This window comes from Serpentinimonas sp. SMBJO2 (assembly GCF_056341105.1).
Genome location: NZ_CP150628.1, coordinates 1588247 through 1603690, shown reverse-complemented (window position 1 = coordinate 1603690; position 15444 = coordinate 1588247). Strand labels below are relative to the sequence as shown.

Here is a 15444-nt window from a genome sequence, read left to right as displayed (position 1 = left end):
CCTGCGGGCGCATAATGCAAGGCGTACCTTCCACGCATTCGGAGTCTGCATGTCCAAGCGCCCTTGCCTTGCCCGCACCGCTGCCTGCCTGCTGTTCGCGCTGACCAGTGCTGCGGCGCTGGGACAGAACTCGCCGTTGCAGCTCGAAGACGTGGCGCTCGAAGGCCAGTTGCGCTTCCTGGCCGAACGCCCCGACCCGCTGGCCTACCACTACGAGGCCCACACCACGCTCGATGCGCTGAGCCTGCAGACCGGCGTGGTGACGCTGCGCACCTGCCACCACCAGCTCGATCCGAACCGGCGCGTGGTCGTGGCCTTCAACCGCGAGCGCCTGCAACACCTCGAAATCCTGGAAAGCAGCGGGGTCGGCCGGGCCTGGGTCGAAGGGCACCGGGTCGAGCTGTCCGACGTGCGCCGGGGCGGCCATGTGTGCATCGGGCTGCGCACGCAGGCGCTCGAATCCAGCGGCCCTGGGCGCTGGACGCTGCACGCCGGGCCGCTGATGCGCCGCTACCTCGACGGCTACCTGCCCATGGACGCCAGGCTCAGCCTGCACTGGCAGGACGGCCTGCTGGCGGTCGAGCAGACCTTCCCGCCGGCCCAACCGGGCGTGCGCCTGAGCCAGGACGGCACCGGGGCCACCCTCGACATCACCTTTGCCGGCCGCATGACGGCGGTCTGGCAGCTCAAGCAACTGCGCTGACAGCGCAGCGCTTCAGAGCGCCTGCGTCGGCACGTGGTGGCGCAGGGCGGTCTGGCGGTTGTGTGCGTCCACGAACACCAGTTGCGGCTCGTGGCGGGCGATGCGGTCTTCGTGCACTTGGGCGTAGGCGGCGATGATCACCAGATCGCCCACCGCCGCCCGGCGCGCCGCCGAGCCGTTGAGCGAGATCATGCCGCTGCCGCGCTCGCCCTTGATGGCGTAGGTGACCAGGCGCTCGCCGTTGTTCACGTTCCAGATGTGGATCTGCTCGTTCTCGCACAGGTTGGCGGCTTCGAGCAGGTCTTCGTCGATGGCGCACGAGCCCTCGTAGTGCAGCTCGCAGTGGGTGACGGCGGCGCGGTGGATCTTGGATTTGAGCAGGGTGCGAAACATGGGATGAAACTCCGTGTGGCGCGATAAATGGCCACAAAACCGGCGCGATTGTGACAGAAAGCGTGCCGCTTGCATCGGCCTGGGCGGTTGAGCCCACCCCCTTCAGTCGACCCGCTGCAACGGGATATAGACCTCGCCCCCGGACTGCCTGAAAGCCTGCGACTGTTGCTGCAGCCCGTGCTCGAGCGCCTGCGCTTCGGCCACCCCTTGGGCGGCGGCGTAGTCGCGCACCTCCTGGGTGATTTTCATGCTGCAAAAATGCGGCCCGCACATGGAGCAGAAATGCGCCACCTTGGCCGAATCCTTGGGCAGGGTTTCGTCGTGGAATTCGCGCGCCTTGTCGGGGTCGAGCCCGAGGTTGAACTGATCGGCCCAGCGAAACTCGAAGCGCGCCTTGCTCAGCGCGTTGTCGCGGATCTGCGCCCCCGGGTGTCCCTTGGCCAAGTCGGCGGCGTGGGCCGCGAGCTTGTAGGTGATGATGCCCTCTTTCACGTCCTGCTTGTTGGGCAGGCCCAGGTGCTCTTTGGGCGTGACGTAGCACAGCATGGCGGTGCCGTACCAGCCGATGGTCGCCGCGCCGATGCCGCTGGTGATGTGGTCGTAGCCGGGCGCGATGTCGGTGGTCAGCGGCCCGAGCGTGTAAAACGGTGCCTCGGCGCATTGCTCGAGCTGCAAGTCCATGTTTTCCTTGATGAGCTGCATCGGCACATGGCCCGGCCCTTCGATCATCACCTGCACCTCGTGCCGCCACGCCACCTGCGTGAGCTCGCCCAAGGTGCGCAGCTCGCTCAGTTGCGCGGCGTCGTTGGCGTCGTAGATGCTGCCTGGGCGCAGGCCGTCGCCCAGGCTGAAGGTCACATCGTAGGCCTTCATGATGGCGCAGATGTCCTCGAAGTGGGTGTAGAGGAAGCTCTCGCGGTGGTGCGCCAGGCACCATTTGGCCATGATCGAGCCGCCACGGCTGACGATGCCGGTCAGGCGCTGGGCGGTCAGCGGCACGTAGCGCAGCAGCACGCCGGCGTGGATGGTGAAATAGTCCACGCCCTGCTCGGCCTGCTCGATCAGGGTGTCGCGGAAAATCTCCCAGCTCAGCTCCTCGGCCTTGCCACCCACCTTTTCCAGCGCCTGGTAGATCGGCACCGTGCCAATGGGCACCGGGCTGTTGCGCACGATCCACTCGCGCGTTTCGTGGATGTTTTTGCCGGTCGAGAGGTCCATCACCGTGTCCGCGCCCCAGCGGATGGCCCAGGTCATCTTGTCCACTTCCTCGCTGATCGACGAGCCCAGCGCCGAGTTGCCGATGTTGGCGTTGACCTTGACCAGAAAGTTGCGCCCAATAATCATGGGCTCGCTTTCCGGGTGGTTGATGTTGGCCGGGATGATGGCACGCCCGCGCGCGACTTCGGCGCGCACGAACTCAGGCGTGATCTCGCCTGGCAGGCTGGCGCCAAAGGCCTGCCCGGGGTGCTGGCGCAGCAGCATCTGCGCCATGCGCTCGCCCTTGGGGCCGCTGCGGCGCAGGCTGTCGATGTACTGCTGGCGGTTGAGGTTTTCGCGGATGGCGACAAACTCCATTTCGGGCGTGACGATGCCGCGCCGGGCGTAGTGCATTTGCGTCACGTTGGCACCGGCGCGCGCGCGGCGCGGCTGACGTAGCAGGCTCGGAAAGCGCAACGCCGCGAGCTTGGTGTCGGCGGCGCGCTCGCGCCCAAAGGCGCTGCTCAGGCCAGCGAGCAGCTCGGTGTCGGCGCGCTCCTCGATCCAGCGCTGGCGCAGCGCGGGCAGGCCGCGGCGCAGGTCGATCTGCGCCGCCGGGTCGCCGTAGGGGCCAGAGCAGTCGTACACGTACACCGGCGGGTTGGGCTCGGCCCCAAACGAGGCTGGGGTGTCGGACTGGCTGATGGCGCGCATGGGCACCTGCACGTCGGGGCGCGAGCCCGCCACGTAGATGCGGCGCGAATTGGGCAGCGGCGCGATGGCCGCTTGGTCCACTTGGGCGGCGCTGGCAAGGAAGGGTTCGGCAGGTGCGTTCATGAAAGGGGGATAGGTGTTCTGGATAAAAGTGCAAACGCCAGGCAGAGCGCCATTATCGAAGTCTGGGAGCGGCCACTGCAACCAAGGGCCATTTGCTGCAAAGGGTCAAACCCCTGCTGCCACTCCCACTGCTGCCGCTCAGGCGGCGCCCAGGTGCGGCACCAGCGCCCCGGCGTCGTGGCCGGCCCTTTGTGCCGCCGTGAAGGCCAGCATGCGTTCGATCGGCAAGCGCGCGCGCTCGATCAGCGCGGCCGGCACCTCGATGGCGCCGCTGCCGCTGCGCAGCGCCTGCGCCACCCCGGCCAGGCTGTTCATGGCCATCCAGGGGCAGTGGGCGCAGCTCTTGCAGGTGGCGCTGTCGCCTGCCGTGGGCGCTTCGATGAAGGTTTTGCCGGGGTTGAGGGTGCGCAGCTTGTGCAGCATGCCCTTGTCGGTGGCCACGATGAACTCGCTGGCATCGAACTGCTGCGCGGCGCGCAAAATGGCGCTGGTCGAGCCCACCGCATGGGCCAGCGCCACCACGTCGGCCGGGCTCTCGGGGTGCACCAGCACCTTGGCCTGCGGGTGCTGGTGCATCAGCGCTTGCAGCTCGGTGGCCTTGAACTCGTCGTGCACGATGCACGAACCCTTCCACATCAGCATGTCGGCGCCGGTTTCGCGCTCGATATAGGCCCCTAGGTGCTTGTCTGGGGCCCAGAGGATTTTGTGCCCGCGCGCCTTGAGCGCGCGCACGATGTCGAGCGCGCAGCTCGAGGTCACGAGCCAATCGGCACGCGCCTTCACCGCCGCGCTGGTGTTGGCATAGACCACCACCGTGCGCTCGGGGTGCTGGTCGCAAAAAGCGGCAAATTCGTCGATCGGGCAACCCAAGTCGAGCGAACAGGTGGCGTCGAGATCCGGCATGAGCACGGTTTTCTCGGGCGACAGCAGCTTGGCGGTCTCACCCATGAAGCGCACCCCACTGACCACCAGCGTCTGGGCCGCATGGTCGCGGCCAAAGCGCGCCATCTCCAGGCTGTCGCTCACCAAGCCGCCGGTTTCCTCGGCCAAATCCTGCAAGTCGGGGTGCACGTAGTAGTGCGACACCATGACGGCATTGCGCTCGAGCAACAGCTGCCTGATCTGCGCCTTGAGGGCTTGGCGCTCCTGTGGCGCGGGCTCGACCGGCACCCGCGCCCAGGCGTGGCGGGTGCTGCAAGCGGGCTGCTCGAAATCGACTGCGATGCGTGGTTCCATGGACGGCGATTGTCCTACAGTCCACTCGTTGGTGCCGCCTCAGTGCCCTTGGCCCTTGGTGCCGCCGCTGTGCAGACGCTTTTTGGCCTCCGCCAAACGCTCTGCCTTGCGCTGCTCGTCGGCCTTCATGGCCAAGCGAGTGGTGCGGCCCGACAGGTCAGACCACAACCACCACAGCGCTGCCAGCGCAAAGGGGCTCAGCACCCACCACCAGCTCCAATGCGCCACCGGCTCCACGCCGGCCAGCTTCAAACCGAGCAAAACCAGCGCCAGTATCAGCAGATACATATTCAACTCCTGTAACTTGGGTGGTATCGATTGCAACCAGACGTAATTGCACCATTTCAAGGCTGCGGATATGGATAAAATCGCACCTGCCAGCCTCCCCCGAATTATCCACCCCAGGAGCATCCCATGAAACGCACCTTGTTCGCCCTAGCCGCCGCCACCTTGGTTGCGCTGCCTGCCGTCACCGTCCCGGTGCTGGCCGACGAAGCCGCCTTCGCCCGCGCCAGCGGCTGCATGGCCTGTCACGCCGTCGATCGGCGCATGGTCGGCCCCTCGTTTCGCGATATTTCGGCCCGCTACGCCGGCCAGGCCGACGCCGTGGCGCGCATGACGACCAAAATCCAGCGCGGCGGTTCGGGCGTCTGGGGCCCGGTGCCCATGCCCGCCAACCCGCGCCTGAGCGAAGCCGACGCGCGGCGCCTGGCCACCTGGTCGCTCAGCCACCGCTGAACTGCGGCCACACGCCCCGTTCCGGCCACCACCGGTTTGGGCGCAAACGAACCAAGGGGGCCGTGTGGCCCCCTTGTATTTTGGGCAGTGGACACAGGCCTGCCCAGCCACCACGCGCGCGCCCAAACGCGGGCGCGCGCCAGCCCGATCAGTTGCTCTTGGCCAACTGCTCCAGGATGTGCGGGTTTTCCAGCGTCGAGGTGTCTTGCGTCAGCGCCTCGCCCTTGGCCAGCGAGCGCAGCAGGCGGCGCATGATCTTGCCCGAGCGCGTCTTGGGCAGGTTCTCGCCAAAACGAATCTCTTTCGGCTTGGCGATCGGCCCGATCTCTTTGGCCACCCAGTTGCGCAGCTCGGTGGCCAGCGCCTTGGCTTCGTCGCCAGTGGGCACCGGGCGTTTCAGCACCACGAAGGCCACGATGGCCTCGCCGGTCAGGTCGTCCGGGCGACCGACCACGGCGGCTTCGGCCACCAGATCGGTCTTGCCAACCAGGGCTGACTCGATTTCCATCGTGCCCATGCGGTGCCCAGAGACGTTGAGCACGTCGTCGATGCGGCCGGTGATGCGAAAGTACCCCCGATCTTCGGAGCGCACCGCGCCGTCGCCCGCCAGGTAGTAGCCGCGCAGTTCTTCGGGGAAGTAGCTCTTCTTGAAGCGCTGCGGGTCGCCCCAGATGGTGCGGATCATCGACGGCCAAGGCTTCTTGACCACCAGAATGCCGCCTTGGCCGTTGGGTACGTCGTTGCCCTGCTCGTCCACGATGGCGGTGCTGATGCCGGGCAGCGGCAGCGTGCACGAACCCGGCACCAGCGGTGTGGCACCCGGCAGCGGGGTGATCATGTGGCCACCGGTTTCGGTCTGCCAGAAGGTGTCCACCACCGGGCAGCGCTCGCCGCCGATGTTGCGGTAGTACCACATCCAGGCTTCGGGGTTGATCGGCTCGCCGACCGAGCCCAGCAGGCGCAGGCTGCTCAGGTCCCAGTTCTTGGGGTGCACCTTGGCGTCGGTTTCGGCGGCCTTGATGAGCGAGCGGATGGCTGTGGGCGCGGTGTAGAAGATGGTGCAGCGGTGTTTCTCGATGGTCTGCCAGAAGCGCCCGGCGTGCGGGAAAGTGGGCACGCCCTCGAACACGATCTGCGTCGCCCCCGCAGCCAGCGGCCCGTAGGCGACGTAGCTGTGACCGGTGACCCAGCCGATGTCGGCGGTGCACCAGAACACGTCGTTGGGTTGGAGGTCGAAAGTCCAGTCCATGGTCTGCTTGGCCCACAGCAGGTAGCCGCCGGTGCTGTGCTGCACGCCCTTGGGCTTGCCCGTGGAGCCCGAGGTGTAGAGGATGAACAGCGGGTGCTCGGCGCCCACCATTTCGGGCGCGCAGACGCTGGACTGCGCGGCCATGACCTCGTGCATCAGCACGTCGCGCCCGGCCACCAGGTTGCAGGCGCTGGCGGTGCGCTGGAACACGACCACGTTCTTGATCGATTCGCAGCCGCCCAAGGCCAGACCTTCATCGACGATGGCCTTGAGCGGCAGCTCCTTGCCGCCGCGCATCTGGTAGTTGGCGGTGATCACGGCCACGGCGCCGGCGTCCTGGATGCGCTCTTGCAGCGCCTTGGCCGAAAAGCCGCCGAACACCACGCTGTGCGTGGCGCCGATGCGCGCGCAGGCCTGCATCGCCACCACGCCCTCGATCGTCATGGGCATGTAGATCACGACGCGGTCGCCTTTTTTCACCCCCATGGCCTTGAGCGCGTTGGCCAGTTGGCTCACTTTGGCCAGCAGCTCCTGGTACGTGACCTTGGTCACGGTGCCGTCGTCGGCCTCGAAGATGATGGCGGTCTTGTGCTCGGTCGGGGTGCCGATGTGGCGGTCGAGGCAATTGGCCGAGGCGTTGAGCTCGCCGTCCTGGAACCACTTGTAGAAGGGCTGGTTGGACTGGTCGAGCACCTGGGTGAAGGGCTTGTGCCAGACCAGTTGCTCACGGGCCAAGCGGGCCCAAAAGCCTTCGTAGTCGCGTTCCGCTTCGGCACACAGGGCGTGGTAGGCCTCCATGCCGGACACACGCGCGGCGGCGACGGTGGCGGCGCTGGGCTCAAACACGCGGTTTTCGATCAAGGTGGACTGAACGGCAGACGACGATGCGGACATGAAAAGCTCCTCTGTTGGGTGAAATCGACAACCTATGACTGTGCTCAAGCTCTCTGACGAGGCTCTTACATCCTACCGCATCACCAGAAAGCCGCCGACACGCATATACCCGAATTATTTACACTCAACCCCTTAGCCGAAAATTTTTAACCAGTCACCCGACCATGACCACCATCCGCCCACAAGACCTGATCGATTCCATCGCCGACGCCTTTCAGTACATCAGCTTCTACCACCCGCTCGACTACATCCAGGCCTTGGGCCGGGCTTGGGAGCGCGAACAAGGCGCCGCCGCCAAGGACGCGATTGCGCAAATCCTGACCAATTCGCGCCTCAGCGCCGAAGGCCACCGCCCGATTTGCCAGGACACCGGCATCGCCGTGGTGTTCATGAAGGTGGGCATGGACGTGCGCTGGGCCGACGCCACGCTCAGCCTGCAACAGATGGTCGACGAAGGCGTGCGCCGCGCCTACCTCAACCCCGACAACCCGCTGCGCGCCTCGGTGCTGACCGACCCGGCGGGGGCGCGCAAGAACACGCGCGACAACACGCCGGCGGTGCTGCACGTCGAGATCGTGCCCGGCGACCAGGTGGAGGTGACCTGTGCCGCCAAGGGCGGCGGCTCCGAGAACAAGTCCAGGTTCGCGGCGCTCAACCCTTCGGACTCGATCGTGGACTGGGTGCTCAAAACCGTGCCCGGCATGGGTTCCGGCTGGTGCCCACCGGGGATTTTGGGCTTAGGCATAGGCGGCACGCCCGAAAAAGCCATGCTGCTGGCCAAGGAATCGCTCATGGCCCCGGTGGACATCGACCTGTTGCTCGAGCGCCAGCGCGCCGGGGCGGCCCTGACGCGCCTGGAGGCGCTGCGGCTGGAGCTGTACGAGAAGGTCAACGCGCTGGGCATCGGCGCCCAAGGCCTGGGCGGGCTGACCACGGTGCTGGACGTGAAAATTCTCGACTACCCCACGCACGCCGCCTCGCTGCCGGTGGCCCTGATCCCCAACTGCGCCGCCACCCGGCACGTGCACTTTACCCTGGACGGCAGCGGCGCGGCGCGGCTCGAGCCGCCGCGCCTCGAAGACTGGCCGGCCGTGACCTGGACGCCCGACGTGCAAACGGCCAAGCGCGTGCAGCTCGACACCCTGACGCCGGCCGAGGTCGCGAGCTGGAAGGCGGGCGACAAGCTGCTGCTCAACGGCAAGATGCTCACCGGGCGCGACGCCGCGCACAAGCGCATTGCCGACCTGCTGGCCAAGGGCGAGCCGCTGCCGGTGGACTTTCGCAACCGCGTCATCTACTACGTGGGGCCGGTGGACCCGGTGCGCGACGAAGTGGTGGGCCCAGCCGGCCCGACCACGGCCACGCGCATGGACCCGTTCACGCGCACGATGCTGGAGCAGACCGGCCTGATCGCCATGATCGGCAAATCGGAGCGCGGCCCGGTGGCGGTGCAGGCGATCAAAGACAACCGCAGCGCCTACCTGATGGCGGTGGGCGGCGCCGCCTACCTGGTGGCCAAGGCGATCAAAGCGGCCAAGGTGGTGGGCTTTGCCGACCTCGGCATGGAAGCCATCTACGAGTTCCAGGTGCAGGATATGCCCGTAACCGTGGCCGTGGACAGCTCGGGCGCCAACGTACACGAAAGCGGCCCGGCCGAATGGCGCCAGCGCATCGCCAGCGGCGAGTTCAAGGGCATTGCGCTGGCGGTCGGCTGAGGCGCTGTATCTGTTCAGTGCAAATGGCGCGGCTTGCGCGGCCCGCCATGCCCGCCGGCCGGGCCCGAGCCGCGCGGCGGGCGGCCCAGCTGCATCGAGCTCACCAGCGAGTCGAAGCGGCTGCTGAACAGGCGGTCGATCGAGGCCACTACGTCGCCGAGCTCCGAGGCGTCGAAGTGGCGCTCCATCAGGTTGACCACGTCTTGCACCAGCAAGTCGCGCTGCACCTGCATGATGGCTGCGGGCGTCGGGCCGACGAAGCAGAGCACGAAGTCGTCGCGCGCCTCTTCGTCTTCGGGCGCCTCTTCTTCGTCGAACTCGATGTCGTAGAACGAGACCTCGAGCGCCGCTCCGGCGGCGGCGATCTCGTTGAGGCCCATGCAGGCCTCGTCGATGGCCAGGCGAAAATCCTCATCGCCCTCGACCGTCCAGCAAATCTGCAGCAGGCGCTCTTTGGCCTCGAAGCGGATGCCGGGCTCTTCTTCGTACTGGCTGGCCGCGGCATCGACCAGCGAGCGCGCGCCCACGTACTTCCACAGCGGCTTGAGCGCGTCCTGAATCTGTGGGTAGTCCACCTCCTCGCGCAGGGGAACGTCGCCGTGGACGTGGATCTCGAACGCAGGGGCGTTTTGGCTCATGATGGTGCTCACAGTCGAATGGGGCCTGCCCGCAAAACCCGCAGCGCTTCCCCATCCATGATCTAAAAGCCCGATTGTAAATCCCCATGCTCCGGCTGGCGCACCCTGCCGCCTTGGCCCCTCCTGCCTGGTGCCGCCCATGCCCACTGTGCGCTCATGCAGGCCGCGGGCATGCCGTGGGTGCAAAGCTTGGTAAAGTCGGGGCTGGCTTCACTCCAACTCACCCACACTCCCATGGCACGCACGGTTCACTGCATCAAACTCGGCACCGATTCCGAGGGCCTCGACTTCCCACCCTATCCGGGCGAGCTGGGCAAACGAATTTACGAGCAAGTCAGCAAACAGGCTTGGGCCGACTGGATCCGGCACCAGACCATGCTGGTGAACGAAAACCGCCTCAACCTGGCCGACCTGCGGGCGCGCCAATACCTGGCGCGGCAGATGGAGCAGCACTTTTTTGGCGCCGGGGCCGACCAAGCCGCCGGCTACGTGCCGCCCAGCGGCCCATGATGCGCACCGCTGCCGCTGGCTGCCGCCAACGGCCGCTGTGGCTTGGCAGCCTGTACCTTGCACACCCACGCCGCCCTGGCTGAACGTGCCGGCCACGCGCTGGTCGTCGGTGCCGGCTTGGCCGGCGCGGCCGCCGCCTACAGCCTGGCGCAGCGCGGTTGGCGTGTCGAGGTGCTCGACGCCGCCAGCGCCCCCGCCGCTGGCGCTTCGGGCCTGCCTGCAGGCCTGATCGCGCCCCACGTGTCGCCCGACGATGCGCCGCTGTCGCGCCTCAGCCGCGCCGGGCTGCGCGCGACCTTGCAGCGCGTGGCGGCGCTGTTGCCCCAAGGGCAAGACTGGGCCCCCAGCGGGGCGCTCGAGCACCGGGTCAAGCACAAACGCGCCCTGCCCCCGGCCACACCCGACACCCCGCGCGACGACGACTGGAGCCTGGAGGCCAGCCCAGGCCAGATCGAAGCCGCCGGACTGGCCGACCTCGATGCGCCCGTCAGCGCGCTCTGGCATCCGAGTGCGGCTTGGTTGCGCCCGGCGCAGCTGGTGCGCGCGCAGCTGGCGCACGAGCGCATCGTGTGGCGCGGCGGCGCGGCCGTGGCGCGCCTGCAGCGCACGGCCGCAGGCTGGGCGCTGCTCGACGCCCACGGGCACACGCTGGCGCAGGCCCCACACGTGGTGCTGGCGGCGGGTTTTGCGGTGCGGGCGCTGCTGGACCCATTGCCGGACCAATGGCTGCAAAGCCCGCTGCAGACCAGCCCCGAGGCCACTGCCCACACCCTGCCGCTTCAAGCCTTGCGCGGGCAAGTCAGCTGGGGGCTGCTGAGCGATCTGCCGGCTGCCGCACGCGCCGCCCTGCCCCCGTGGCCAGTGCATGGCTACGGCAGCTTTTTGCAGGGCATGCACGGCCCCAGCGAAGCGCCGCTGTGGATCGTGGGCTCGACGTTCGAGCGCGGCAACACCACGGCAGCCGTGACCGGGGCCGACCACGCCGCCAACCAAGCGCGTCTGCAGCGCCTGCTGCCCCGCTTGGGCGCGCAGATGCCCAGCGCTTTTGCAGCCGCCCAGGGCTGGGCGGCGGTGCGCTGCACCCTGCCCGACCGGCTGCCCGCCGTCGGCGCGCTGGATAGCGCACGCTGGCCCGGCCTGTATGTGCTCACGGGCCTGGGCGCGCGTGGCCTGACGCTGTCGGTGCTGGCCGGCGAGGTGCTGGCCGCGCAGCTGCACGGCGAGCCCTGGCCGCTGCCCGCGCCCTTGGCACGGGCGCTGCTGGCGCAACGCTTCGTGCGCGGCGGCGGCCAGACCACCCGCACCGCCCCTGCAGCGCATCAATCGCCGTAGCGCACCTGCACGTACTGCCCGGGCGCGCTGCCCAGCGCCGGGTCGTGCACCGGCACGCGCGCCGGCACGCGCTGGCCGCTGCCTTGCGCCTTGAACCATGCGTCCCAGGCCGGCCACCAGCTGCCTTCGTGGCGCGGTGCTTGCTCCTGCCACTCGTCTGCGGTGCGCCAGGTTTGGTGCAAGGGGCTGCTCAGCCACTGGTAATGGCGTCGCGGTCGCCCCGGCTCCGAGACGATGCCCGCGTTGTGCCCCCCGCTGGTCAGGGCAAAGGTGACCTCGGCCGACACCAGGCGGTGAATCTTGTAGACCGAGCGCCACGGCGCCACGTGGTCTTTGAGGGTGCCCACGGCAAACACCGGCACCCGGATGTCACGCAGCGAAATCGGCCGCCCCAGGTAGAGGTAGTGGCCCTCGGCCAGGTCGTTGTTCAGGAAACAGGAGCGCAGGTACTGGCTGTGCATCAGGGCCGGCAGGCGCGTCACGTCGGCGTTCCAGACCATGAGGTCATTGGGCAGCTCTTCATGGCCCAGCAGCCAGCGCCGGGTCTGGCTGGACCAGACCAGGTCGCGCGCATGGAGAAACTGAAACGAGGCCGCCATCTGCTGCCCGGTCAGGAAGCCTTTGCTGGCCATCATGTCTTCGAGCAGGCGCACCTGGGCCTCGTCGATCAGCACGCCCATCTCGCCGGGGTCGGTGAAATCGACTTCGGCCGCCAACAGGCTCAGCGAAACCAGCGGCGATGCGGCCGATTCCGGGTTCTGGCTCGACAGCACCGCGTCACCGCCACCGAGCGCGCCGGCAGCCATGGCAGCAAAGGTGCCGCCCAGACAGTAACCCACCAGATGCACCGGCGTCTGGCACTGCCCATGCACGTGGTCGAGCGCCGCCAGCACGCCCTCGCTGACGTAGTCGTCCATGCCCAGCAAGGCGTCGCTGGCATCCGGGTTGCGCCACGAAGCGATGTACACCGTGTGCCCCTGGCCCACCAGCCAGCGCACCATCGAGTTGTGCGGCGACAGGTCCAGGATGTAGTACTTCATGATGCACGAGGGGATGATCAGCACGGGCTCGGCCTGCACCTCGGCCGTGCTGGGGCGGTACTGGATCAGCTCGATCAGGCCGTTGCGCAGCACCACCTCGCCTTCGGTCATGGCCAAGCCCTTGCCCGGTGCCAGATCCACCTGGGGGGCATGGCGGGGTGGCATGCCTTGGCTGCGGCGCAGGTCGTCGAGTGCGAAGTTGAGGCCTTGCAGCAGGGTCTGGCCACGGCTCTCCCACGCCGCCTGCAGCGCCTGCGGGTTGCTCAGCAAAAAGTTGCTGGGCGAGAGCAGATCAAACAATTGGTTGCCATAAAAGCGCATTTGGTGGCGCGAGTGATCCTGCATCCCGCGCAGGTTGCAGGCATCGAACCACCACTGCTCACCCAGCTTGTTGGCGCTGGCCAGGGGCCGCCAAGGCCAGCCCTGCCACTCGGGAGCGGCGTAGCGGCTGTCGTCTTCGATCAGTTCGCTCAGGCTGCTAGGGGTGGCCGCCGCCTGGGCCTCGGGCGTCGCCGCCGCTGGGGTGGCGGCGTTCAAGTGCGGCATCAGCGCTTGCACCGCATCCTGCGACCAGCGCACGCCCGACTCGAGCGCACGGCGCGCCAACCGCGCCTGCGAGCCTGGTGAAAAGGCCAGGTGCAGCGCCCAGTCGGTCCAGGAGAGCGTGAGCGAGATGGGCGAAATGCCGGCAGACCAACGCGCCAACTGCGCCATCATGTGGCTGTCGATGTCGTAGGCACTGCGGCTGGCGGGCGAGATCGACCGACCCTCGCGGCGCTCCAGAGCGCTGGCTTGTTTCAAGGAGGCGGTTTCGTGCATATTGCTGATGTTCATGGGCTTGAAGTTAAGGCAAAAAAATGACTGCACCGTGACTGACCTATTGTGCGCGGTCGCACTGGGAGCGGCCCTGGCCTCCTTCTTTATGATCAAAAGCTATATTTCAATAAAAAAACAGTAGTTTGCAAATATGAAGCCGGGGCCTACAGTCGAACCCATTGGTTGCTGCCCCGACTCTACCGCCTTTGGCCACCTGCATGTACACCTACACCGATTTTGACCGCCAGTTCATCCGCCAGCGCGCGGCCCAGTTCCGCGACCAGTGGCAGCGCCACCGCGACGGCCGCTTGTCCGACGAGGCCTTTAGGCCACTGCGGCTGCAAAACGGCTGGTACATCCAGCGCCACGCGCCCATGCTGCGCGTCGCCGTGCCCTACGGCGAGCTGTCGAGCGCGCAGGTACGGGCGCTGGCACAGATTGCGCGCGTTTACGACCAGCCCGGCGCGGCCGTGTTCCAAGGGGCGGTGGCGGCGCAAAACCGGCTCGGCACGGTGCAGCTGCGCGACGGCCGCGCCATCGCCAGCCGCCTGCCCACCGGTTACTGCCACTTCACCACACGCCAAAACGTGCAGTTCAACTGGATTGCGCTCGAGCACGCACCCGAGGTCATGGAGCTGCTGGCCAGCGTGGACATGCACGGCATCCAGACCAGCGGCAACTGCATCCGCAACATCAGCACCGACGCGCTGGCCGGCATCGCCCCCGACGAGGTGGCCGACCCGCGCCCCTTTGCCGAAATCTTGCGCCAGTGGAGCACGCTGCACCCCGAGTTTGCCTTTCTGCCGCGCAAGTTCAAGGTGGCCATCGTCGGCGCCCGCGAAGACCGGGCCGCGCTGCACTGGCACGACGTGGGGCTGCAGCTGCGGCGCAACGCGGCGGGGGCGCTGGGCTTCAAGGTGCTGGTGGGCGGCGGCATGGGGCGCACACCGGTGATCGCGAGCACGATCTGCGACTTTTTGCCTTGGGACCAGCTGCTCAACTACATGGAAGCGCTGGTGCGCATCTACAACGCCTGGGGCCGGCGCGACAACCTGTACAAATCGCGCATCAAGATTCTGGTGCGCGCCCAGGGCCAGCGCTTTTTTGACGAAGTGCAGGCCGAGTACCAGCGCATCGTGGCGCAAGACGGGGCCCCGCACACCCTCAGCGCGGCCGAGCTGCAGCGCGTCAGCGCCGCTTTTGCGCCGCCTGCGCGCCCCAGCAGCCGCCCTTGCACCGACGAGCGCGTGGCGCGCCTGCTGCGCCTGAGCACCGAAGACGACCTGGAGTTCGAGCGCTGGCTGCAGCGCAATGTGCACACGCACCAAAACCCCGAGCTGCGCGCCGTCACGCTGGCCTTCAAGCGCCTGGGCCAAGCCCCGGGCGACGCCAGCGCCAGCCAGCTCGACGCCGTGGCCGAACTGGCCGAGCGCTTCAGCGCCGGCGAGGTGCGCGTCACGCACCAGCAAAACCTGCTGCTGCCCTGGGTGCGCTGCGACGAGCTGACCGAGCTCTGGCGCGCGGCACGCCGCCTGGGCCTGGCGCAGCCCCACATCGGGCTGCTCACCGACCTCATCGCCTGCCCTGGGGGCGACTTCTGCGACCTGGCCAATGCGCGCTCGCTGACCATCGCCGAAGCCCTGCTGCAGCGCTACCAGGACCTCGACGAGCTGCACGACCTTGGGCCCATCGACCTGCACCTGAGCGGCTGCATGAACTCCTGCGGCCACCACCACAGCGGCCACATCGGCATCCTGGGTGTCGATAAAGACGGCCAGGAGTGGTACCAGATCAGTCTGGGCGGATCGGATGGCAGCACGCTCAGCGGCGCGTCCACGCCCGGCAAGGTGCTGGGGCCGTCATTCACCTCCAGCGAGGTCTGCGACGCGATCGAGGCCATTCTGGAGGTTTACCAAGAACGGCGTGCACCGGGCGAACGCTTCGTCGATGCCCTGCAGCGCCTTGGCCACGAGCCTTTCAAGGCTGCCGCCAACGCCGTGCGCGTGGCCACCGCGCAGTGGCAGGCGCACATGGCCGCACATGCCCAAGCCGCGCACCAAAGACCGGACGGCCCGGCTGTGCGCCGCGCCGCCATGGCGCTTTGAGCCGATCAGGCGCACTCAGCCCCCCCGATTTCAACCGATTT

Annotated in this window: 13 protein-coding genes; 6 read left to right on the top strand and 7 right to left on the bottom strand. The window is 67.6% G+C overall.

What is annotated here, in order from left to right:
* Nucleotides 1-49 precede the first annotated feature (49 nt).
* Nucleotides 50-703, top strand: coding sequence for a hypothetical protein (locus AAAZ40_RS07440; protein WP_476659771.1), 654 nt, complete (start codon nt 50-52; stop codon nt 701-703).
* A 12-nt stretch (nt 704-715) separates the two neighbouring features.
* Here the strand turns inward: AAAZ40_RS07440 and panD are convergent, their stop codons facing one another.
* The 4 genes from panD to AAAZ40_RS07420 all read right to left on the bottom strand — a co-directional run bounded on the left by panD (nt 716) and on the right by AAAZ40_RS07420 (nt 4654).
* A complete protein-coding gene (gene panD / locus AAAZ40_RS07435; protein ID WP_476659770.1) occupies nt 716-1096 on the bottom strand; it encodes an aspartate 1-decarboxylase in 381 nt (126 codons plus the stop codon).
* 102 nt (nt 1097-1198) lie between these two features.
* The gene (thiC, locus tag AAAZ40_RS07430) at nt 1199-3130 is read right to left on the bottom strand and encodes a phosphomethylpyrimidine synthase ThiC (protein ID WP_476659769.1); all 1932 of its coding nucleotides are present in this window, start codon (nt 3128-3130) and stop codon (nt 1199-1201) included.
* A gap of 138 nt (nt 3131-3268) precedes the next feature.
* Nucleotides 3269-4366 carry a quinolinate synthase NadA gene (nadA, locus tag AAAZ40_RS07425; protein ID WP_476659768.1) on the bottom strand — a complete coding sequence of 366 codons (1098 nt, stop codon included), beginning with the start codon at nt 4364-4366 and terminating at the stop codon, nt 3269-3271.
* Between the two features lie 39 nt (nt 4367-4405).
* The gene (locus AAAZ40_RS07420) at nt 4406-4654 is read right to left on the bottom strand and encodes a TIGR04438 family Trp-rich protein (protein WP_476659767.1); all 249 of its coding nucleotides are present in this window, start codon (nt 4652-4654) and stop codon (nt 4406-4408) included.
* Between the two features lie 126 nt (nt 4655-4780).
* On the opposite strand from AAAZ40_RS07420, the gene AAAZ40_RS07415 reads away from it, so the two are divergent.
* Entirely contained in the window at nt 4781-5104 is a 324-nt protein-coding gene (locus tag AAAZ40_RS07415; RefSeq protein ID WP_476659766.1) for a c-type cytochrome, read from the top strand.
* A gap of 148 nt (nt 5105-5252) precedes the next feature.
* Here AAAZ40_RS07415 and acs read toward each other — a convergent pair whose 3' ends face one another.
* Nucleotides 5253-7247 carry an acetate--CoA ligase gene (gene acs, locus AAAZ40_RS07410; RefSeq protein ID WP_476659765.1) on the bottom strand — a complete coding sequence of 665 codons (1995 nt, stop codon included), beginning with the start codon at nt 7245-7247 and terminating at the stop codon, nt 5253-5255.
* A gap of 164 nt (nt 7248-7411) precedes the next feature.
* On the opposite strand from acs, the gene AAAZ40_RS07405 reads away from it, so the two are divergent.
* A complete protein-coding gene (locus AAAZ40_RS07405; RefSeq protein WP_476659764.1) occupies nt 7412-8962 on the top strand; it encodes a fumarate hydratase in 1551 nt (516 codons plus the stop codon).
* A gap of 14 nt (nt 8963-8976) precedes the next feature.
* Here AAAZ40_RS07405 and AAAZ40_RS07400 read toward each other — a convergent pair whose 3' ends face one another.
* Entirely contained in the window at nt 8977-9603 is a 627-nt protein-coding gene (locus tag AAAZ40_RS07400; protein ID WP_476661711.1) for a DUF6806 family protein, read from the bottom strand.
* 231 nt (nt 9604-9834) lie between these two features.
* On the opposite strand from AAAZ40_RS07400, the gene AAAZ40_RS07395 reads away from it, so the two are divergent.
* Together AAAZ40_RS07395 and mnmC1 are read left to right on the top strand one after the other, a co-directional pair.
* Nucleotides 9835-10110, top strand: coding sequence for an oxidative damage protection protein (locus AAAZ40_RS07395; RefSeq protein WP_045535615.1), 276 nt, complete (start codon nt 9835-9837; stop codon nt 10108-10110).
* A gap of 57 nt (nt 10111-10167) precedes the next feature.
* Nucleotides 10168-11442 (top strand): FAD-dependent 5-carboxymethylaminomethyl-2-thiouridine(34) oxidoreductase MnmC1, encoded by a 1275-nt coding sequence (gene mnmC1 / locus AAAZ40_RS07390; RefSeq protein ID WP_476659763.1) that lies wholly within the window; start codon nt 10168-10170, stop codon nt 11440-11442.
* Here the strand turns inward: mnmC1 and AAAZ40_RS07385 are convergent.
* Nucleotides 11430-13316, bottom strand: coding sequence for a PHA/PHB synthase family protein (locus AAAZ40_RS07385; protein ID WP_476659762.1), 1887 nt, complete (start codon nt 13314-13316; stop codon nt 11430-11432). The two genes, mnmC1 and AAAZ40_RS07385, sit on opposite strands and share 13 nt — an antisense overlap.
* Before the next feature lie 200 nt (nt 13317-13516).
* Here AAAZ40_RS07385 and AAAZ40_RS07380 point away from each other — a divergent pair, with 200 nt between their 5' ends.
* Nucleotides 13517-15403 (top strand): nitrite/sulfite reductase, encoded by a 1887-nt coding sequence (locus AAAZ40_RS07380; RefSeq protein WP_476659761.1) that lies wholly within the window; start codon nt 13517-13519, stop codon nt 15401-15403.
* Nucleotides 15404-15444 lie beyond the last annotated feature (41 nt).